We start from the raw sequence: 19,944 nt of genomic DNA on the forward strand, positions 1-19,944 counted from the left end.
GACCATTGCAACGCACCGTGATACGAGACCGCCGCAGCATGACGAACCGAGCCGGTCAGCCGGCATTTCATTTGGAAGACAAGGATGTCTCACTCCGCCGCCGCTAAGCCGGCCACGGCCCGCAAATCCCCTGCCCTTGCCGGCACCGCGCGCGTGCCGGGCGACAAGTCGATCTCACACCGCTCGTTCATGTTCGGCGGCCTTGCCTCCGGCGAAACCCGCATCACCGGCCTGCTCGAAGGCGAGGACGTGATGCGCACGGGCGCCGCCATGAAGGCGATGGGCGCGCATATCGAAAAGAACGGCGGCGAATGGGTCATCCGCGGCATCGGCAACGGCGCGTTGCTGCAGCCTGAAGGCCCGCTCGACTTCGGCAATGCCGGCACCGGCTCGCGCCTCACCATGGGGCTCGTCGGCACCTATGACATGGAGACGACCTTCATCGGGGACGCCTCGCTTTCGGGCCGGCCGATGGGCCGCGTGCTCGACCCGCTGCGCCAGATGGGCGTGCAGGTGCTGAAGGCCGCTCCCGGCGACCGCATGCCGATCACGCTGCGCGGCCCGAAGCATGCAGCACCCATCACCTATCGCGTACCGATGGCATCCGCCCAGGTGAAGTCGGCGGTGCTGCTTGCCGGCTTGAACACTCCCGGCATCACCACGGTGATCGAACCCGTGATGACGCGCGACCATACCGAAAAGATGCTGAAGGGTTTCGGCGCCAACCTGAGCGTCGAGACGGATGAGCGCGGCGTGCGCCACATCTTTATCGAAGGCCAGGGCAAGCTCACCGGACAGACGATCGCCGTGCCAGGCGACCCCTCCTCTGCCGGCTTCCCACTGGTCGCGGCGCTGGTCGTGCCGGGTTCGGACATCGTCATCGAGAACGTGCTGATGAACCCGACCCGCACCGGGTTGCTGTTGACCTTGCAGGAAATGGGCGGCCGGATCGACATCCTCAATCCGCGCAATGCCGGCGGCGAGGACGTGGCGGACCTGCGCGTGCGCTCCTCGGAGCTGAAAGGCGTGGTGGTGCCGCCCGAGCGCGCGCCCTCGATGATCGACGAGTATCCGGTGCTGGCCGTCGCCGCGAGCTTCGCCGAGGGCGAGACGCTGATGCAGGGGCTGGAGGAACTTCGGGTCAAGGAATCCGACCGTCTGGCGGCGGTGGCTAGAGGCCTGGAGCTCAACGGTGTCGACTGCACAGAGGGCGAAGCCTCGCTCGCCGTGCGCGGCAGACCGGGCGGCAAGGGACTCGGCGCTCATCCGAACGGCCCCGATACGGCGGTGAAGACGCATCTCGACCACCGCATCGCCATGAGCTTCCTCGTCATGGGCCTGGCCACCGAGAAGCCGGTGACGATCGACGACGCCAACATGATCGTGACGAGCTTTCCGGAATTCATGGGACTGATGAAGGGGCTGGGCGCGGAGATTGGGTGAGGGCGATGGACTGGAGCCGAACTGAGACGCTGGCGGGACAGCGCCCCCCTCTGTCCTGCCGGACATCTCCCCCTCAAGGGGGGAGATCAGCTGTCGCGTCGGCTTTCGCCAATCACCAGCGTTTAAAGATCGAGCGGAGCGCCGAAGCTGCCACAAGTGGGGGAGATGTCCGGCAGGACAGAGGGGGGCGCGAAGGATCGCGGCGGTTATTGTATTTGTCGCCCCCTCCAACCGCGACGCTCCATCCATGAGCACTCCCTTCACCATCGCCATCGACGGCCCCGCAGGCGCGGGCAAAGGCACGCTCGCCCGCCGGCTTTCCGACCACTACCGCCTGAACCTGCTAGATACCGGCCTCACCTATCGCGCGGTTGCCCTCAAGCTGCTCGAACTCGGTCTGCCGCTCGACAATGTCTCGGCTGCAGAAACCGCGGCGCGGCAGGTCGACCTGTCGAACCTCGACCGCACCGTGCTCGCCGCGCATGCGGTGGGCGAGGCGGCCTCCAAGGTCGCGGTCATTCCGACCGTGCGGCGCATCCTGGTGGAGAAGCAGCGGGCCTTCGCCAAGGCGCCGCCGGGTGCTGTGCTCGACGGCCGCGACATCGGCACGGTGGTGTGCCCCGATGCCGACATCAAGCTCTATGTCACGGCAAGCGCCGAAGTGCGCGCAAGGCGTCGGCTGGCCGAGATCGAGAGCATGGGCGGCAGCGCCGATTTCGCCACCATCCTTGCCGATATCGAGCGCCGCGACGAGCGCGACATGGGCCGCGCCGACTCGCCGCTGAAGCCGGCGGCAGACGCGCACTTGCTTGATACCAGCGAAATGGCTATAGAAGCCGCGTTTCTGGCGGCGATGGCGATCGTTGACGACGTCCTTGCCAAGAGAAACAAGGCCTGATCAGGTTTTTCGATTGCCGTTGGCGGCGAAAATACCCATATCGGGCACGAACCAGCCTGCCAGCATTCTTCATGCGCCGGACTTGCCGCCTGAACAGCGGCCAAGGGCTTTCAGCCCGGAACGCCGGCAGGCTCACGCAACGCTAACCCACGGCGCCCGCCCCGCTTGAAGACCGGGGTATTCCAGGAGAAACAATGTCAGTAGCTAATCCGTCTCGCGACGATTTCGCGAGCATGCTCGAAGAATCATTCACCGCCGGCCATTCCGGCGAGGGCCAGGTTGTCCGGGGCACGATCACCGCGATCGAAAAGGACATGGCCATCATCGATGTCGGCCTCAAGGTCGAAGGCCGCGTGCCGCTGAAGGAATTCGGCGCCAAGGGCAAGGAATCCTCCCTCAAGGTCGGCGACACCGTCGAGGTCTATGTCGAGCGCATCGAAAACGCGCTTGGCGAAGCCATGCTGTCGCGCGAGAAGGCTCGCCGCGAGGAGAGCTGGGTGCGTCTCGAAGAGAAGTTCACCAAGGGTGAGCGCGTCGAAGGCGTCATCTTCAACCAGGTCAAGGGCGGCTTCACCGTCGACCTCGACGGCGCCGTGGCGTTCCTGCCGCGCAGCCAGGTCGATATCCGGCCGATCCGCGATGTCACCCCGCTGATGCATAACCCGCAGCCCTTCGAGATCCTCAAGATGGATCGCCGCCGCGGCAACATAGTGGTGTCGCGCCGCACCGTGCTCGAAGAGAGCCGCGCCGAACAGCGCTCGGAAATCGTGCAGAACCTCGAGGAAGGCCAGGTGGTCGAAGGCGTGGTCAAGAACATCACCGACTATGGTGCGTTCGTCGACCTCGGCGGCATCGACGGCCTGCTGCATGTCACCGACATGGCCTGGCGCCGCGTCAACCATCCGACCGAGATCCTCAACATCGGCCAGACGGTCAAGGTGCAGATCATCCGCATCAACCAGGAAACCCACCGCATCTCGCTCGGCATGAAGCAGCTCGAGTCGGATCCGTGGTCGGATATCGGCACCAAGTTCCCGATCGGCAAGAAGATCAAGGGCACCGTCACCAACATCACCGACTACGGCGCGTTCGTCGAGCTGGAGCCGGGCATCGAGGGCCTCATCCACGTTTCGGAAATGTCGTGGACGAAGAAGAACGTGCATCCCGGCAAGATCCTGTCGACGACGCAGGAAGTCGACGTGGTGGTGCTCGAGGTCGATCCGGCCAAGCGCCGCATCTCGCTCGGCCTCAAGCAGACGCTGGAAAACCCGTGGCAGGCTTTCGCCTCGAGCCATCCGGTCGGCAGCCAGGTCGAGGGCGAGGTCAAGAACAAGACCGAGTTCGGCCTGTTCATTGGCCTGGAAGGCGACGTGGACGGCATGGTGCATCTCTCCGACCTCGACTGGACCCGTCCGGGCGAGCAGGTCATCGAAGAGTACAATCGCGGCGACATGGTCAAGGCGCAGGTGCTCGACGTCGACATCGAGAAGGAGCGCATCTCGCTCGGCATCAAGCAGCTGGCCCGCGACACGGTCGGCGAAGCGGCCAGCAGCGGCGAGTTGCGCAAGAACGCCGTCGTCACCTGCGAGGTCATCGGCGTGAAGGATGGCGGTCTGGACGTGCGGCTGGTCGACAGCGGCATCGAGACCTTCATCAAGCGTTCGGACCTTTCGCGCGACCGCGACGAGCAGCGGCCCGAGCGCTTCACCGTCGGCCAGAAGGTCGATGCCCGCGTCATCGCCTTCGACAAGAAGACCCGCAAGCTGCAGGTCTCGATCAAGGCGCTGGAAATCGCCGAGGAGAAGGAAGCGGTCGCTCAGTACGGCTCGACCGACTCCGGCGCTTCGCTGGGCGACATTCTGGGCGCCGCGCTGAAGAAGCAGGGCAACTAAAGCCTTCCGGGAAAGCCGTTTGCGGCTTTCCGTCGGAATTGCGTAAGCCCTTTGGCGAACAGCAAAAACCCCGCCGGAGCGATCCGGCGGGGTTTTTCTATTGTCTGGATTTCCGTGCGGTCAGGCGCGTCCGTAAAGCGGAACCAGCGTGCCGCTCATCGCCAGGTTGGCGGGCGAGGCGAGGTAGGCGATCGCTTCCGCCGCGGCCTCCAGGCTGACCCATTTGGCGAAATCGGCATCGGGCATGTCGGCGCGGTTGGCGGGCGTGTCGAGCGTCGAGGGTGCCACGGCATTGACGAGGATGCCCTTGCCCTTCAGCTCCTCGGCCATGGCCACCGTCATCGCCGCGACCGCCGCCTTGCTTGCGGCATAGGCGACCATGCCGGAGCCGCGCCTCGGATCGAGTCCGGCGCGCGCGGTGACGTTGACGATGCGGCCGGCCGTGTTGGAGTCCAGCATCGAGCGCACCGCGGCGCGGCTGCACAGGAAAGCCGTGCGGGCATTGGTGTCCATCATCTCGGCGAAGGAGGCCGACTCGATCTTTTCGACCGGCGCCATGGTGAAGCCGCCGGCAAGGTGGATCGAGGCCCAGAGCTCGGGAACCTGATGGTAGAAGGCCTCGACCTTGGCCGAATCCGACAGGTCGACATTATGCGCCAAATGCACGCTGGCATGGGCTGCGTAAGGAAAATGCGGCGGGGCCGCCGCGTGGGCATTTGGCACGTGGCAGATCGCGCCTTGCTCCAGCAGTCTGCCGACAACCGCGCCGCCGAGCGCCCCAGTGCCGCCCGTCACCACGACATGCCTGCCATTCAGCGTTTCCGTCATACCTAGACCGCTCCTGTCATTTTTTTATGATTATATCTTGGGTTATGCCGCCCCAGGCTCGAACGTCGCGCCTTTCGCGCTGTCACTCAATTGAAATATCGACATGGCTGGCGCAGCGTCTTTGCATGCGTCGGACCTTGGCGGGCGGCATCGATTTGCCGGCGCCGAAAGGGGTCAACCGGCAGATGCACCGATCTTTCAGTCGACGGTGATTTCGATGACGCGCGGCTTGCCGGCCGCCCGCGCGCGCTTCAGCGCCAAGGCAAGGCCGCCGGCCCCGGCCAGCCGCTCGGCCTCGATGCCATAGGCCTCGGCGAGCTTGCAGAAATCGGGCGGTGCCGGCGACACGCCGACCGGCTCGACGCCGACATCGAGCATCGAGGTTTCGATCTCGCGATAGCCGCGATTGTTCCAGACGACGAAGATTACCGGCGCTTCGGCGTCGAGCGCGGCGCCGATCTCCGGCAAGGTGAACTGGAATCCGCCGTCACCGGTGAGGCACACCACCGGCGCCTCGGGCACGGCAAGGGCCGCCCCGATCGCCGCCGGCGGACCGTAGCCCAGCGCGCCGAAGCCGGTCGCGGCGTTGAACCAGCCGCCGGGACGGTCGTGGTCGTAATAGAGGTTGGCGGCATAGATCGGCTGGGTCGAATCGCCGACGATGATGGCGCCCGGCAGCGCGTCGCGGATTGCCTCCACGGCGCGCACCTGCGCCAGATATTCGGGCCTCAGCTCGGCCCGAGCAGCCTCGCGCGCGGCGGCCGAGCGAGCCTCGCCATCGCTTGCCGCGGCATGGCCAGATCCGATCGCTGCAAGCAGCGCCTCGATCGCTTCCGCGCAATCCGCGTGGATGCCAACCGTCACCGGCCGGCGCGCGATCTGGTCGGCGCCGATATCGATGCGGATCAGGTTCGGCGGCAGCACGAAGCCGCCGTCGCCATAACCGTCATAATCGGTCGGGCCGAATTCGGTGCCGGCGGCAATCACCAGATCGGCATCCGCCATCAACGCGCGCACGGCCTTGAGGCTGGGGCTCGCCGGCACGCACAGCGGATGGCCGTGCAGCAGGCCACGCGCATTGGCGGTCTCGACCACGGGGGCGCCGAGCATCTCGGCCAGACGCCGCAGCGCCGCATCGGCTTTCTTGGCGCCGCCGCCTGAAAGGATCAGCGGACGACGTGCGGCCCTGCAAAGCCGTGCCGCCTCGGCGATCGCCGCCAACTCCGGAGCGGGCGGCGCGGCATTGCTAAGGACGGCCGCAACACCATCGGCGGGCTTGACCATGACGTCGGTGGGGATCTCGATATGCACCGGCCCCGGGCGTGAGGAGGAGAAAACGGCGAAGGCGCGGGCGAGCGCGCCGGGCAACTGCCCGGCCTCGGTGATGCGCTCGGAAAACAGCGCCACCTTCTCCATCATGCCGCGCTGGTCGGGCAGCTCGTGCAGGAATCCAAGCCCCTTTCCCAGCGTGTCGGTGGCGTTGACGCCGGAGATGACCAGCATCGGCACCGAATCGGCGCGCGCCTGTCCCATGGCGGTGATGGTGTTGGTGAGGCCCGGCCCGGTGATGACGAAGGCGACGCCGGGACGGCCGCCGGCGCGCGCATAACCGTCGGCCATGAAGCCGGCGCCCTGTTCGTGGCGCGGCGTGACATGGCGGATCTTCGAGCCCGCCAGGCCGCGATAGAGTTCAACCGTATGCACGCCCGGAATGCCGAAGACGGTGTCGACGCCATGCGCCTCGAGCAATTTGATCAGCGCCTCGCCGATGGTGGTCATTGGTTTCCTCCCTTTTCCGGCGCCAAGCCGAGCTCGGCCTCTATGGCTTTGACGCCAATCGCCGCCAATTCGCCAGGCGAGAACATCTCTGCTGCCAGGCAGCCTTCGATCCAAAGCCCGTCGATGATCGCGTTGATCGCGATGGCATGGCGGCGCAGCTCGCCTGCGTCCGGCTTGCGTCGCTCGGCGGCGAGCACCTCAGCAACGACTGCTTCCACCTCGTCGCGAAAGCCGAGATAGCCTTCGCGATGGGCATGGGCGAGCGCCGGATCGGCATTGGCGCGGCCAAGGAAGGTTGCCCAGAGCGAAAACACCCGCCGGTCGACGATCGGCGCGTTGAGGTTGGCGGTGACGAAAGCCGCGAGGCGTTGGCGAGGCGAGGGGTCTTCCATGACCAATGCCGCCTTCGCCTGCTCGGTCATGCGGCCGACCAGCGCCGTATAGGCTTCCTGCAGCAATTCTTCCTTGCCGGGAAAATAGTGCCGGATCAGCCCGGCGGTGACGCCGGCGCGCAAGGCGATGGTGCGCAAGGTGGCGCCCTGAAGGCCATATTCCGCCACGCTGTCCAGCGTCGCATCGATCAGATCCTGCCGCCGCCGCTCCTCGCCCTCGCGGCGGAACTTGCGGCGCGCATTCATTGGCGCAGGATCGGCCGCGTCAGGCATGTCGGCCCGCCTTCGCAGGCGATGCAGAGCGCATCCGCCTCGAACGTCTCGACCGTGCAGCCGGCAGCTTCCATCGCGGCCTTGGTCTTGGGAAAACCCGCAACGGCGATGACCTTGTGCGGGCTGGTTGGCAGCACGTTCAGGCTGAGGCCGTTGGAAGCGGCGAACTCTTCGGCGTCGCCTTCGACCAGCCGGATGCCGCGCGCCTTCAGCATCTGATAGAACGCCGCCGGCAGAAGCGGCGAATGGACCAGGGCCAGGTCGTCGGCCAGCGGGCTGATCACCGACATCAGATGCAGGCACGCCTCTTCGCCCTGCCACAGCGGCAGATCGAAGCCGTAGACGGAAATGCCCAGCGGCGTCAGCAGGTTGGAAACCTGCTGGATCCCTTCCTGGTTGGAGCGCACACCACGCCCGATCGCCAGCGTGCGGGCATCCACCCATACGCAGTCGCCGCCTTCGACCTGACCAGGCGCCTCGACACGACCGAGGACGGGAATGCCCAGTCTCTTATAGGTTTCCTCATGCAGCGAGGGCTCCCGGGCGCGCAGTGGCTTGCCCATGGACAGGATCAGCGCGCCGCGGTCGGTCATCAGCGACGGGTCATGCGTGAACACCGAATCCGAAAGGCCGTCGGCCGTGTCCTCGATCCATTCGATCTCGGCGCCGGAAGCCGCCACCATGTCGGCAAGGGCCGCATGCTGCACGGCTGCTTTCGCCGGGTTGAATCCCGGGCCATAGTGCCAGGCCGCCCTGTCGGCGTCGCGCATGGCGTTGGCCGCCGACCGCATCAGCACGCGCCGCAGCGGCGCCGCCATGGACTGTGACCCGAAAGCGCTCATCGATGCCCTTTTAAGATGAAAAAAATCGTGAAAATTTCATGAAAGGCTATTTATACACTTGCGCAACAAGGCCGCAAGTGCCGTAATGAGCGGGATTGACGGGCTCGCGCTGTCGGGTCCATGCTGAAGTCTGGAGCGGGTCAGTGCAGCGTATGTTGATTAGCCGGATAGACGTTCGACGACCTGCAGTCGGCCAGATAGAGGTCACCCGGTGAGCGCTGCAGCAGCTGCCGCAGTCCAATCCGGTGAGGCGCAGAACGGCGCCGCCGAAGCCATCCATGTCGAAAACCTGCACAAGAAGTTCGGCCAGTTGCACGTGCTGAAGGGGGTTTCGCTGTCGGCGCGCGACGGCGAGGTGGTCGCCATCATCGGCGGCTCCGGTTCCGGCAAGTCGACGCTCTTACGCTGCATCAACTGCCTGGAGAACCCCACAAGCGGCATCATCCGGGTCAATGGCGAGGAGATCAAGCTCAAGGCCGACAGCCACGGACACACCGTTCCGGCCGACCGCAGGCAGATCGAGCGCATTCGCTCGAGGCTCGGCATGGTTTTCCAGAATTTCAACCTGTGGAGCCACATGACGCTGATCGAGAATGTCATCGAGGTCCCGGTGCATGTGCTCGGCGTCAAGCGCGGCGAAGCGATCGCCCAGGCCGAGAAGCTGCTCGCCCGCGTCGGGCTGGCGGAAAAGCGCGACGTCTATCCGGCTTTCCTGTCCGGCGGCCAGCAGCAGCGGGCCGCGATCGCCCGCGCGCTGGCGATCAATCCGCGCGTCATGTTGTTCGACGAACCGACTTCAGCGCTCGATCCCGAGCTGGTCGGCGAGGTGTTGAAGGTCATCGGCGACCTGGCGCGCGAGGGGCGTACCATGGTGCTGGTGACGCACGAAATGAAGTTCGCCCGCGAGGTCTCGACGCATGTCGTCTATCTCTACAACGGGTTGGTCGAGGAAGAAGGTCCGCCGGAACAGCTGTTCGGCGCGCCCAAATCCGAAAGGCTCAAGCAATTCCTTCGCAATGTCGGCTAGGTGCCGGCATCAAGCGGAGCGAAAAACCGGGAACAACAACAAACTGGGAGTCCTGACATGAAGACTGTTCTCAAGACATTTGCCGCCGCGCTGCTTCTCGGCGTCGCGGCGATGGGCGGAGTGGCCAAGGCCGAGCAGGTCAAGATCGGCGTCGCCGCCGAACCCTACCCGCCCTTCACCTCGCCCGACGCCAGCGGCAAATGGGTGGGCTGGGAGATCGACTTCGTCGACGCCGTCTGCGCCGAAGAGAAACTTGACTGCGTGATCACGCCGGTGGCCTGGGACGGCATCATCCCGGCTCTGACGACCAAGAAGATCGACGCCATCGTCTCTTCCATGTCGATCACCGACGAGCGCAAGAAGACGATCGACTTCTCGGACAAGTACTACAACACCCCGACCGCGATCATCGGGCCGAAGGACCAGAAGTTCGGCGCCACGCCGGACGATCTCAAGGGCAAGGTGATCGGCGTCCAGGTCTCGACCGTGCATGCCGTGTACGCGAAGAAGCACTTCACCGGCGCCCAGGAAATCAAGGAATACCAGACCCAAGATGAAGCCAACCAGGATCTGGCCGCTGGCCGCATCGACGCGGTGCAGGCCGACTCGATCGCGCTCGGCGAATTCCTGAAGTCGGACCAGGGCAAGGCCTGCTGCGACCTGAAGGGCATGGTGGCGCCCGACGACGAAGTGCTTGGCCCGGGTGTCGGCGCCGGTATCCGCAAGGAAGACACCGCGCTCAAGGAAAAGTTCAACGCCGGCATCAAGGCGATCCGCGCCAACGGCAAGTACGACGAGATCTCGAAGAAATATTTCGACTTCGACATCTATGGCGGCGCCACGCAGTCGAACTGAGCCCTCTCGAAATGAGTGAGGGCATGGCGTCCGCGCCATGCCCGATCTTGCCACGCGTGCCCGCCGCTTACCTGACCGTCGGCGGCTCGCCAGCAATCCGGGGACGAAGCTGATCGACGCCTTTCTTCCGGCCTCCGCGGCCGGCATCATCGAACTCCTGTCGCCCGTGGCGCCCGGCTGGGGCGGCACGCTGCTGGTCGGCCTGCTGCATTCGATCGAGATCGCTATAGGCGCGACGTGCCTCGGCCTCATGATCGGCACCGCGGGCGCGTTCGGCAAGCTCTATGGCGGCCCGGTGACGCGCGATCTGCTCGCGGTCTACACGACTGTCGTGCGCGCCGTGCCGGAACTGGTGCTGATCCTGCTGCTTTATTACGCCGGCACCGACCTCATCAACCAGGTGCTGACTGCGATCGGCTACAGCCGTGTCGACATCAGCGGGCTCGCGGCCGGCATTTTCGTGCTGGGTTTCGTCCAGGGCGCCTATTCGACCGAAGTCATCCGCGGAGCCATCCTCGCCATCCCGCAAGGCCAGATCGAGGCCGCCCGCGCCTACGGCATGTCGCCGGGCCTGATGCTGCGACGCATCACTGTGCCGGCCATGCTGCCCTTCGCCATCCCCGGCCTGGCGAATCTGTGGCTCATCGCCACCAAGGACACCGCGCTGCTTGCCGTCGTCGGCTTCTTCGAACTGACGCTGGCGACGCGCCAGGCGGCCGGCGTGACCAAGGCCTACCTGCTTTTCTACCTTGCGGCCGGCGCGCTCTATCTCGCGCTCTCGCTGTTCTCCAACCTGATCATCGGCCGCGTCGAGGCCTGGTCGCGGCGCGGCATGCCCTCCGTCAGGGAGGCGCGCTGATGTCCGCCGAAGCCTCCGCGATCCACTTGGCGGCGCGCGCCTCGATCTGGCTCAAGCCGCACCGCATCGTGCTGATCCTGATCGGGCTGGCGCTGGTTCTGTGCGCCGCCGTCTTCATGCGCTGGGACTGGCTGCCGCAATATTGGGAAATGGGCCTGATAGGCATCTGGCGGACGCTTTGGATTCTCGCCGTGACCTGCGCGCTGGGCTTTGCGCTGGCCGTGCCGCTCGGGCTCGCCCAGGCCGGCGGACCGATCTGGTTCTCGGCGCCGGCAAAGGCCTTCTGCACCATCATCCGGGGAACGCCGCTGCTCCTGCAGCTCTGGCTGCTCTATTACGGCCTCGGCTCGATCTTTCCGCAATATCCATGGATCCGCGAATCGTGGCTTTGGCCGTATCTCAGGCAGGCCTGGCCGTATGGCGTGGTGGCGCTGACCTTCTCCTTCGCCGGCTACGAGGGTGAAGTGATGCGCGGCGCATTCGCCGGCGTGCCGCGCGGACAGTTGGAGGCCGCCCGTGCGTTCGGCATGAGCCGCTGGAAAATCTTCCGGCGCATCTGGCTGCCGCAGGCCTTCTACCGTGCGCTGCCGACGCTGACCGGCGAGACCGTGCTGCAGTTGAAATCGACCCCGCTGGTGGCGACGATCAGCGTCATCGATATCTTCGCCGTCTCCTCCAAGGTGCGCCAGGACACCTACCTGACCTACGAGCCTTTGCTGCTGCTGGCGCTGATCTATATGACGATCACCGGTATCCTGGTCTTCGTCTTCAGCCGGATCGAGGCACGGATTCCGGTCAAGATCGGATAGCGAATAGAGAGTAGCGAATAGCGAGTAGTTTCTTTATTTCCCCCTACTCGCTATTCCCTATTCGCTACTCGCTGCAGGGCAACACTGATGCAACTCACCCTCGCCCAGGCAACAGGCCTATGCCGGATGGCGGCGCTTGGCGCCGGCGCCAATGAGGAGGCGGCGCAGTCGCTGACAGCCTCGATCATCGCCGCGGAGGCCGAAGGCCTGTCGACGGTGGGGCTGTCGCATTTCATCGACTATCTGGAAGCGCTCGAAGCCGGCCGCATCGACGGCAACGCCGATCCGGCGATCACGCGGCCGGCGCTCGCCGTCTATCTTTCGGATGCGCGCGGCGGACTTGCCCATATCGGCTTCGACCGCACAATCGACGACCTGGTCAAGGCGGCAAAACTGTTCGGGGTCTCGATCTTCTCGCAGAAGAACGCCTATACATGCGGGGCGCTCGGCTATTTCACTGGGCGGCTGGCCGAACAGGGGCTGGTGTCCTTCGCTGCCACCAACGGGCCGGCGGTGCTTGCCGGCTCGGGCTCGGTCAAGCCGGTCTATTGCACCAATCCGATGTCCTTTGCGTCGCCCGCCGCCGACGGGCCGCCGCTGATCATCGACCAGTCGTCGAGCGCGACCGCCTTCGTCAACATCCGCAAGGCGGCCGAGGACGGCAAGAAGATCCCCGAAGGCTGGGCGCTGGATGCCAGCGGCAACCCGACCACCGATCCGGCGGCGGCGATGAAGGGCGCCATGCTTGCCTTTGGCGGCCAGCGCGGCGCCAACATCGCTTTAATGGTCGAGGTGCTGGCCGCGGGCATTTCCGGCGCCAACTGGTCGCTCGACGCGCCCTGGTTCACCGATGGGGCGGAGAGCCCCGGCACCGGCCTTTTCGTTCTGGCCATCGAGCCAAAGCTGCTCGACCCGAATTTCGAGCGGCGCATGAAGGACCAGCTCGAGCGGTTGCGGCGGCGCTATGGCGTGCATATCCCCGGCCGCTCGCGCGCTGACGCCGCCGAGAAGGCAAAGGCGCGCGGCATCACCACGTCCAGGGCAGTGGTGCAGCGCATTTCGGAATTCGCCGAGCGTTATTCGGCCTGATTTTTCCCTCCGCGATTGAACTTTTTTCGACGTGACACGACCCATATCCGGCACCCCACGCCGCGAGCCGCCCGATTGGCTTCGTCCGGCTCGCGGCTGGCGGCGCCACGCCGGGCGTTCAGGGCGGGGCGGGCGTGCTTGCTTCACGCCACCTTGATGCCGTCTCAGGTCAGGCCGTCTCGTTGGACTCTGCTTCGGTGTGGACACTGCCCGGAAAACCCCGCTTCGGCGGGGTTTTCTGTTCTCCCAAATGCGGCGGGGCAGGCATTCCGGGCAAGTTCAAAAACAAGCCGACGGCGACTTCCGGTCGCTCTTTGCCTTTGGCGAGAAACGGATTAAGAAACGGCTTCAGCCAAGCATTTGCGCGCGGAGCCACTCATGACCGAAATCCTGCAGACCCCCAAGCTCGTCGTCGTCTTCGGCGGCTCGGGCTTCGTCGGTCGCCACGTCGTGCGAGCGCTGGCCAAGCGCGGCTACCGCATCCGGGTCGCCTGCCGGCGGCCCGACCTTGCCGGCCATGTGCAGCCGCTCGGCAATGTCGGCCAGATTCAGCCCGTGCAGGCCAATGTGCGCGTGCGCTGGTCGGTCGACCGCGCCGTGCAAGGCGCGGACCATGTCGTCAACCTGGTCGCCATCCTGCATGAGACCGGCCGCCAGAAATTCGGCGCCGTGCACGATTTCGGCGCGCGCGCCGTCGCCGAGGCCGCACGCTCGGTCGGCGCCGGCCTCACGCAGATCTCGGCGCTCGGCGCCGATCTTAATTCGCCGTCCAACTACGCCCGCACCAAGGCGCTGGGCGAAAAGGCCGTATTCGAGACGATTCAGGATGCCGTCATATTCCGCCCGTCGATCAATTTCGGACCGGAGGACCGCTTCTTCAACCGCTTCGCCGGCATGGCGCGCCTGTCGCCCGTCCTGCCGCTGATCGGCGGCGGGCAGAATAAGCTGCAGCCGGTCTATGTCGGAGACGTCGCAGAAGCGATCGCGCGCTCGGTCGACGGCAAGGTCAAGGGCGGCCAGATCTACGAGCTCGGCGGCCCGCAGGTGCTGACCTTCAAGGAATGCATGGAAGAGCTGCTCGCGGTCATCGACCGCCGGCGGTTGCTGGTGCCGGTACCGTGGTGGGTGGCGAACATCCAGGCGTCGATCCTGCAGCTGTTACCCAATCCGCTCCTGACCAAGGACCAGGTGCTGCAGCTGCGCGAGCACAATGTCGTCTCGGACGAAGCCGCCAAGGCCGCCAGGACGCTTGCCGGCCTCGGCATCCAGCCGCAGGCGATCGCCACCATCCTGCCCAGCTATCTCTGGCGCTTCCGCGCCGCCGGCCAGTTCCAGCAGCGCCGGCCGATCGCCGATCGGTAACCAGCCGCTTCAAGCCCGGCGGGAGACCTGCATCGGCAGGCCGCCCTGCGGCTGCGTGGTGAGTTTCTGCACCGGCCAAGGTCGGGTCTGCGATGTCGCGTCGAAGCGGAAGCGCGACAACAGGATCGCCAGAGCGATGATCGCTTCCTGCATGGCGAAGCTTGCACCGATGCAGACGCGCGGCCCGGCGCCGAAGGGCAGGTACTGGAAGCGGTCGATCCTGTCGCGGTTTTCGGGATGGAAACGCTCCGGCATGAAGGCGTTCGGCCTGTCCCAGAGCTTGCGGTGGCGATGCACCACCCAGGGCATCACCAGCACGGCGGCGTATTTCGGAATGTATAAGCCGTTCCAGGTCTCCGGTTCGATCGGCTCGCGGTTGATCGAGGGCGCAGGCGGATAGAGCCTGAGCGCCTCCTCGAAAGCGGCGCGGGTGAGCGGCATGGCATCCAGCCACCTGGTCGGATCGGGTTCGCGCGCCAGCACGGCGTCGATCTCCTGCTCGATCTTGTCGCGTTCCCAGGGCGCCCCGGCGAGGCAATAGATCGTCCAGCCCAGCGCCCGAGCGGTCGTCTCATGGCCGGCGCCGATGAAGGTGATGATGTTGTCCTCGACTTCGGCGCGGGTCAGCCCGTCCGGCCCCTCGGCGCGCAGCAGAAGCGTGAGAAAATCCTGCGGCACGCCGTCGGGATCGCGCTTCAGCCGCTCCTCGCGCATCTTCACTGTGTTGGCCACGATATTGCGGAAATAGGCCATGGTCTTGCGGCCGCGGATGCGGGTTAGCCGCGGCAGCCATTCCGGCGCGCGCAGAAGGTCAAGCGGGTCGACACGGCCCATGGTCTCGAACAGGCGGTCGATCTCCTTGGCGAAGCTGCCGGGCTCGCCGGCGATCTCGCCGGAAAACAGCGTTTCGGCGAGGATGTCGTAGGTGAGCAGCGTCATGTCATGCGCGACATCGGTCATGCCGCCGGCCTCGTAGCGGGTGACGAAATCCAGCGTGCGCTTCAGCATCGGCCCGGCGAAGCCGAAGATGTGGCGCGGTGTGAACACCGGCGCCATCGCCTTGCGCGAGCGCCTCCACACCTCGCCTTCGGCGGTGAGCAGCCCGTCGCGCAGGATCGGCCGCAGGATCAGCTGGCGCACAGTCGCCATCTTGTAATTCCTGGCGTTATCGATCAGCACATGGCGGATGAGGCCGGGATCGTTGGCGATGACCAGAGGGCCGCCGATGCCGGTGACCGAGATCCAGGGCTCGTTGTAGGTATGCTCGCCCCACAGCTCGAGCGGATTGCGGTAGACGATGCGCATCATCTCCAGCGTCGAAGGCGGCGTTGTGCGCGGCGTCGGCGCCGGCGGCACGAAAGGGGCGGGCTTGGTGTCCATGAAGCATGCTCCGCTGACAGCCGAATGTAGTGTCCGACGAAGCGGGCGTCCATCTGGCCGAGCAGGTCCGCGACCGTCACCAAATGTGGCTCGCGTCCAGCCAGCTTGCCGGTCCGTCGGCTGGGGTGAATGAAAGGCTTCTCGCCAAGCCGGCAAAATGGCCGCAAACCTTGGAAAACCAGCCGTTTGCGCCTATATCTAGGACATCAAAACGGCGCGATTCGGGGTGACTTTCCCGTGCCGGACCATCGACATCAATCAGACAGGTATTCATGAGCGACCAGACCGAAAGCGCCATTGGCGTGGAAGCCGAGTACGGCGCCGATTCCATCAAGGTTTTGAAGGGGTTGGATGCCGTTCGCAAGCGTCCAGGCATGTATATCGGCGATACCGATGACGGCTCGGGCCTGCATCACATGGTCTATGAGGTGGTGGACAACGCCATCGACGAGGCGCTGGCGGGCCACGCCGACCTCGTCTCGGTGACGCTCAACCCCGACGGTTCCGTCACTGTGATCGATAATGGCCGCGGCATTCCGACCGATATCCACTCCTCAGAGGGTGTTTCTGCGGCCGAAGTGATCATGACGCAGCTGCATGCCGGCGGCAAATTCGACCAGAACTCCTACAAGGTTTCCGGCGGCCTGCACGGCGTCGGCGTCTCGGTGGTCAACGCGCTTTCCGCATGGCTCAAGCTCAAGATCCGCCGCAACGGCGAAATCTTCGAGATGAGCTTCACGCATGGCAATGCCGACGCGCCGTTGAAGGTGACGGGCACATATGAGCAGAACAAACAGCCCGGCACCTATGAGGGCCGCAGCGGCAGCGAGATCACCTTCTTCCCGTCGGCCGAGACCTTCACCATGGTCGAATTCGACTATGGCACGCTGGAGCACCGGCTGCGCGAGCTTGCCTTCCTCAATTCCGGCGTGCGCATCGTGCTGACCGACGCGCGTCATGCCGACCTGGTGCGCCACGAGCTGCATTATGACGGCGGCCTGGAAGAGTTCGTCAAATATCTCGACCGGGTGAAGAAGCCGCTGATCGAAACGCCGATCGCCATCCGCGCCGAGCGCGACGGCATCACCGTGGAAGTCGCTATGTGGTGGAACGACAGCTACCACGAGAACGTGCTGGCTTTCACCAACAACATCCCGCAGCGGGACGGCGGCACGCATCTGGCGGGCTTCCGCGCGGCGCTGACCAGGCAGATCACCGGCTATGGCGAATCGTCCGGCCAGACCAAGAAGGAAAAGGTCTCGCTGACCGGCGACGACTGCCGCGAAGGCCTGACCGCCGTTCTATCGGTCAAGGTGCCGGACCCGAAATTCTCCTCACAGACCAAGGACAAGCTGGTTTCGTCCGAGGTCCGCCCGGTGGTGGAAAGCCTGGTCAACGAGGCCCTGGGCACCTGGCTGGAAGAGCATCCGAGCGAGGGCAGGGTGGTGGTCGAGAAGGTGATCCAGGCGGCGGCCGCGCGCGAGGCCGCGCGCAAGGCGCGCGACATCACCCGCAAGAGCTCGCTCGGCGTCACCTCGCTGCCCGGCAAGCTCGCCGACTGCCAGGAGCGCGATCCGGCGAAGTCGGAAATCTTCATCGTCGAGGGCGACTCGGCCGGCGGCTCGGCCAAGGGCGGACGCTCGCGCCAGAACCAGGCGATCCTGCCGCTGCGCGGCAAGATCCTCAATGTCGAACGGGCGCGCTTCGACCGCATGCTCTCTTCGGACATGATCGGCACGCTGATCACCGCGCTCGGCACCTCGATCGGCAAGGACGAGTTCAATGCCGACAAGCTGCGCTACCACAAGATCATTCTGATGACGGACGCCGACGTCGACGGCGCCCACATCCGCACGCTGTTGCTCACCTTCTTCTTCCGGCAGATGCCGGAGCTGATCGAGCGCGGCCATCTCTACATCGCCCAGCCGCCGCTCTACAAAGTGACGCGGGGCAAGAGCTCGCAATATCTCAAGGACGAAAGCGCCTATGAGGAATATCTGATCGGGTCCGGACTGGATGAGGCCTCGCTGGTGCTGGCTTCCGGGGAGGTACGGACAGGACAGGACCTGCGCGCCTCGGTCGACGACGCGCTTTCGGTGCGCCAGCTGATCAACGGGCTGCACACGCGCTATAACCGCAGCGTCGTCGAGCAGGCGGCGATCGCCGGTGCGCTCAATCCCGACGTGCTTGCCGATCTGGGCCGCGCCAATGCCATGGCCGAGCGCGTCGCGAAGCGGCTCGACATGATCGCCGAGGAGACTGAGCGCGGCTGGACCGGCAGGCTGTCGACCTCCAATGACGGTTCGGGCGGCTATGTGTTCGAGCGCACCGTGCGCGGCGTGAAGGATGTGGTCCAGCTCGACGCCGGGCTGATCAATTCGGCCGATGCGCGCCAGCTCGACCGCTACGCGGCGCGCCTGGCAGAAGTCTATGGCGAGCAGCCTGCCTTGCGTCGGAAAGAGACCTCGGAACTCCTCTCGGGGCCGCTGGCGCTGCTCAACGCAGTGTTCGCTTCAGGCCGCAAGGGCCTCACCATGCAGCGCTACAAGGGTCTCGGCGAGATGAATGCCGAGCAGCTCTGGGAAACCACGCTGGACCCGAATGTGCGCTCTCTGCTGCAGGTCAAGGTCAACGACGCGACCGACGCCGACTCGCTGTTCTCGCGGCTGATGGGCGACGAGGTGGAACCACGCCGCGAGTTCATCCAGGACAATGCGCTGTCGGTGGCCAATCTGGATATCTGAGCGCGCCCTTACAGATTCAAAAAGAAAGGCCCGACAGCTGTCGGGCCTTTCTTTTTGATGCCTGCCATGACGCTCAGTGATCCATCGCCTTGACGATTTCCTCGGTCATCTTCTTGGCGTCGCCGAGCAGCATCATGGTGCCGTCCTTGTAGAACAGCGTGTTGTCGATGCCGGCATAGCCGGAACCGAGCGAGCGCTTGACGAAGAGGCAGGTGCGGGCCTTGTCGACGTCGAGGATCGGCATGCCGTAGATCGGCGAGGACTTGTCGTCGCGCGCAGACGGGTTGGTGACGTCATTGGCGCCGATGACATAGGCGACGTCCGCCTGCGCGAATTCCGAGTTGATGTCCTCCAGCTCGAACACCTCGTCATAAGGCACGTTGGCCTCGGCCAGAAGCACGTTCATGTGGCCGGGCATGCGTCCGGCGACCGGGTGGATGGCGTATTTCACCTCGACGCCGTTGGCCTTGAGCTTGTCGGCCATTTCGCGCAGCGCATGCTGCGCCTGGGCGACCGCCATGCCATAGCCGGGCACGATGATGACCTTCTGCGCGTTCATCATCAGATAGGCCGCGTCGTCGGCCGAGCCCTGCTTGACGGTGCGCTCGATGCCGTCGCTGGCCACGGCAGCGGTCTCGCCGCCAAAGCCGCCGAGGATGACCGAGATGAAGCTCCGGTTCATGCCCTTGCACATGATGTAGGACAGGATCGCGCCCGACGAGCCGACCAGCGCGCCGGTGATGATCAGCGCCAGGTTGCCGAGGGTGAACCCGAGTGCCGCCGCCGCCCAGCCGGAATAGGAGTTCAGCATCGACACCACGACCGGCATATCGGCGCCGCCGATCGGGATGATCAAGAGCACGCCGAGCACCAGCGAGGCGGCGACGATCAGCCAGAAGACGAGCTTGGACTCGGTGGTCACGAGCAGCACGATCAGCACCACCAGCGCGATACCGAGCGCGATGTTGATGAGGTGACGGCCGCCGATCATGATCGGCTTGCCGGACATGCGTCCGTCGAGCTTCAGGAAGGCGATGACCGAGCCGGTGAAGGTGATGGCGCCGATGGCGACGCCCAGGCTCATCTCGACGAGAGCCTGGGCATGGATGTCGCCTGCGGTGCCGATACCAAAACTTTCCGGCGCGTAGATGGCGGCAGCCGCCACCATCACGGCGGCGAAGCCGACGAGGCTGTGGAAGGCGGCGACCAGCTGCGGCATCGAGGTCATGGCGATGCGACGCGCGGTGACGGCGCCGATGCCGCCGCCAATGGCGAGACCGAGCACGATCAGGCCGAAGCGGCCGGCCGAAGGCAGCGCCAGCGCCAGCGTTGTGGCGATGGCGATGCCCATGCCGATCATGCCGTAAAGATTGCCCTGGCGGCTGGTGGTCGGGTGCGACAGGCCGCGCAGCGCCAGGATGAACAGGATGCCGGAGACAAGATAGAGGAAGGAAGCGAAGTTGGCGTTCACG

The 19,944-nt window shown here is 65.2% G+C and carries 16 protein-coding genes; 10 read left to right on the forward strand and 6 right to left on the reverse strand.

Going from position 1 to position 19,944, the window contains the following annotated elements:
* Positions 1 to 84: 84 nt before the first annotated feature.
* From aroA to rpsA, 3 genes are all read left to right on the forward strand, one after another.
* A complete protein-coding gene (aroA, locus tag LB526_RS18310; RefSeq protein WP_224545356.1) occupies positions 85 to 1,443 on the forward strand; it encodes a 3-phosphoshikimate 1-carboxyvinyltransferase in 1,359 nt (452 codons plus the stop codon).
* Positions 1,444 to 1,690: 247 nt separating this feature from the next.
* Positions 1,691 to 2,341: a (d)CMP kinase gene (gene cmk / locus LB526_RS18315; RefSeq protein ID WP_224628989.1), complete on the forward strand. Its 651-nt coding sequence runs from the start codon at positions 1,691 to 1,693 to the stop codon at positions 2,339 to 2,341.
* A 194-nt stretch (positions 2,342 to 2,535) separates the two neighbouring features.
* Positions 2,536 to 4,233, forward strand: coding sequence for a 30S ribosomal protein S1 (gene rpsA / locus LB526_RS18320; protein ID WP_095769359.1), 1,698 nt, complete (start codon positions 2,536 to 2,538; stop codon positions 4,231 to 4,233).
* A gap of 120 nt (positions 4,234 to 4,353) precedes the next feature.
* On the opposite strand, the gene LB526_RS18325 is transcribed toward rpsA, so the two are convergent.
* The 4 genes from LB526_RS18325 to LB526_RS18340 all read right to left on the reverse strand — a co-directional run bounded on the left by LB526_RS18325 (position 4,354) and on the right by LB526_RS18340 (position 8,347).
* Positions 4,354 to 5,061, reverse strand: coding sequence for an SDR family NAD(P)-dependent oxidoreductase (locus tag LB526_RS18325; RefSeq protein ID WP_095769360.1), 708 nt, complete (start codon positions 5,059 to 5,061; stop codon positions 4,354 to 4,356).
* 198 nt (positions 5,062 to 5,259) lie between these two features.
* Positions 5,260 to 6,840: a 5-guanidino-2-oxopentanoate decarboxylase gene (locus tag LB526_RS18330; protein ID WP_224628990.1), complete on the reverse strand. Its 1,581-nt coding sequence runs from the start codon at positions 6,838 to 6,840 to the stop codon at positions 5,260 to 5,262.
* Positions 6,837 to 7,505: a TetR family transcriptional regulator C-terminal domain-containing protein gene (locus LB526_RS18335; RefSeq protein WP_224628991.1), complete on the reverse strand. Its 669-nt coding sequence runs from the start codon at positions 7,503 to 7,505 to the stop codon at positions 6,837 to 6,839. Before LB526_RS18335 ends, LB526_RS18330 begins: the two co-directional genes overlap by 4 nt.
* Positions 7,475 to 8,347: a dimethylarginine dimethylaminohydrolase family protein gene (locus LB526_RS18340; RefSeq protein ID WP_224628997.1), complete on the reverse strand. Its 873-nt coding sequence runs from the start codon at positions 8,345 to 8,347 to the stop codon at positions 7,475 to 7,477. Before LB526_RS18340 ends, LB526_RS18335 begins: the two co-directional genes overlap by 31 nt.
* Before the next feature lie 211 nt (positions 8,348 to 8,558).
* Here LB526_RS18340 and LB526_RS18345 point away from each other — a divergent pair, with 211 nt between their 5' ends.
* The 6 genes from LB526_RS18345 (at position 8,559) to LB526_RS18370 (ending at position 14,348) form a co-directional block, all read left to right on the forward strand.
* Positions 8,559 to 9,374 (forward strand): ABC transporter ATP-binding protein, encoded by an 816-nt coding sequence (locus LB526_RS18345; RefSeq protein WP_318013277.1) that lies wholly within the window; start codon positions 8,559 to 8,561, stop codon positions 9,372 to 9,374.
* A gap of 57 nt (positions 9,375 to 9,431) precedes the next feature.
* Positions 9,432 to 10,229, forward strand: coding sequence for a transporter substrate-binding domain-containing protein (locus LB526_RS18350; protein ID WP_140546720.1), 798 nt, complete (start codon positions 9,432 to 9,434; stop codon positions 10,227 to 10,229).
* A 193-nt stretch (positions 10,230 to 10,422) separates the two neighbouring features.
* Positions 10,423 to 11,088, forward strand: coding sequence for an ABC transporter permease (locus LB526_RS18355; protein WP_224545402.1), 666 nt, complete (start codon positions 10,423 to 10,425; stop codon positions 11,086 to 11,088).
* Positions 11,088 to 11,897 (forward strand): ABC transporter permease, encoded by an 810-nt coding sequence (locus LB526_RS18360; protein ID WP_224628999.1) that lies wholly within the window; start codon positions 11,088 to 11,090, stop codon positions 11,895 to 11,897. The genes LB526_RS18355 and LB526_RS18360 overlap by 1 nt, the downstream gene beginning before the upstream one ends.
* Before the next feature lie 87 nt (positions 11,898 to 11,984).
* Entirely contained in the window at positions 11,985 to 12,986 is a 1,002-nt protein-coding gene (locus tag LB526_RS18365) for an Ldh family oxidoreductase (RefSeq protein ID WP_224629001.1), read from the forward strand.
* Between the two features lie 378 nt (positions 12,987 to 13,364).
* Positions 13,365 to 14,348 (forward strand): complex I NDUFA9 subunit family protein, encoded by a 984-nt coding sequence (locus LB526_RS18370; RefSeq protein ID WP_224629002.1) that lies wholly within the window; start codon positions 13,365 to 13,367, stop codon positions 14,346 to 14,348.
* A 9-nt stretch (positions 14,349 to 14,357) separates the two neighbouring features.
* Here LB526_RS18370 and LB526_RS18375 read toward each other — a convergent pair whose 3' ends face one another.
* Complete coding sequence (locus LB526_RS18375; protein ID WP_224629004.1) at positions 14,358 to 15,728, reverse strand: cytochrome P450; 1,371 nt, start codon at positions 15,726 to 15,728, stop codon at positions 14,358 to 14,360.
* A 272-nt stretch (positions 15,729 to 16,000) separates the two neighbouring features.
* Here LB526_RS18375 and gyrB point away from each other — a divergent pair, with 272 nt between their 5' ends.
* Complete coding sequence (gene gyrB / locus LB526_RS18380) at positions 16,001 to 18,472, forward strand: DNA topoisomerase (ATP-hydrolyzing) subunit B (RefSeq protein WP_224629013.1); 2,472 nt, start codon at positions 16,001 to 16,003, stop codon at positions 18,470 to 18,472.
* A 73-nt stretch (positions 18,473 to 18,545) separates the two neighbouring features.
* On the opposite strand, the gene LB526_RS18385 is transcribed toward gyrB, so the two are convergent.
* Complete coding sequence (locus tag LB526_RS18385) at positions 18,546 to 19,943, reverse strand: NAD(P)(+) transhydrogenase (Re/Si-specific) subunit beta (RefSeq protein WP_095769372.1); 1,398 nt, start codon at positions 19,941 to 19,943, stop codon at positions 18,546 to 18,548.
* Between the last annotated feature and the right edge of the window lies 1 nt (position 19,944).

This window comes from Mesorhizobium sp. CA6 (genome assembly GCF_020165035.1).
GTDB lineage: Bacteria > Pseudomonadota > Alphaproteobacteria > Rhizobiales > Rhizobiaceae > Mesorhizobium.

What these genes read in the sequence shown, in the direction of transcription:
- gyrB (WP_224629013.1), top strand. Translation starts at nt 16,001, where the DNA reads ATGAGCGACCAGACCGAAAGCGCCATTGGCGTGGAAGCCGAGTACGGC.
- LB526_RS18330 (WP_224628990.1), bottom strand. Translation starts at nt 6,840, where the DNA reads ATGACCACCATCGGCGAGGCGCTGATCAAATTGCTCGAGGCGCATGGC.
- rpsA (WP_095769359.1), top strand. Translation starts at nt 2,536, where the DNA reads ATGTCAGTAGCTAATCCGTCTCGCGACGATTTCGCGAGCATGCTCGAA.
- LB526_RS18375 (WP_224629004.1), bottom strand. Translation starts at nt 15,728, where the DNA reads ATGGACACCAAGCCCGCCCCTTTCGTGCCGCCGGCGCCGACGCCGCGC.
- LB526_RS18370 (WP_224629002.1), top strand. Translation starts at nt 13,365, where the DNA reads ATGACCGAAATCCTGCAGACCCCCAAGCTCGTCGTCGTCTTCGGCGGC.
- aroA (WP_224545356.1), top strand. Translation starts at nt 85, where the DNA reads ATGTCTCACTCCGCCGCCGCTAAGCCGGCCACGGCCCGCAAATCCCCT.
- LB526_RS18360 (WP_224628999.1), top strand. Translation starts at nt 11,088, where the DNA reads ATGTCCGCCGAAGCCTCCGCGATCCACTTGGCGGCGCGCGCCTCGATC.
- LB526_RS18365 (WP_224629001.1), top strand. Translation starts at nt 11,985, where the DNA reads ATGCAACTCACCCTCGCCCAGGCAACAGGCCTATGCCGGATGGCGGCG.
- cmk (WP_224628989.1), top strand. Translation starts at nt 1,691, where the DNA reads ATGAGCACTCCCTTCACCATCGCCATCGACGGCCCCGCAGGCGCGGGC.
- LB526_RS18335 (WP_224628991.1), bottom strand. Translation starts at nt 7,505, where the DNA reads ATGCCTGACGCGGCCGATCCTGCGCCAATGAATGCGCGCCGCAAGTTC.
- LB526_RS18340 (WP_224628997.1), bottom strand. Translation starts at nt 8,347, where the DNA reads ATGAGCGCTTTCGGGTCACAGTCCATGGCGGCGCCGCTGCGGCGCGTG.
- LB526_RS18325 (WP_095769360.1), bottom strand. Translation starts at nt 5,061, where the DNA reads ATGACGGAAACGCTGAATGGCAGGCATGTCGTGGTGACGGGCGGCACT.
- LB526_RS18350 (WP_140546720.1), top strand. Translation starts at nt 9,432, where the DNA reads ATGAAGACTGTTCTCAAGACATTTGCCGCCGCGCTGCTTCTCGGCGTC.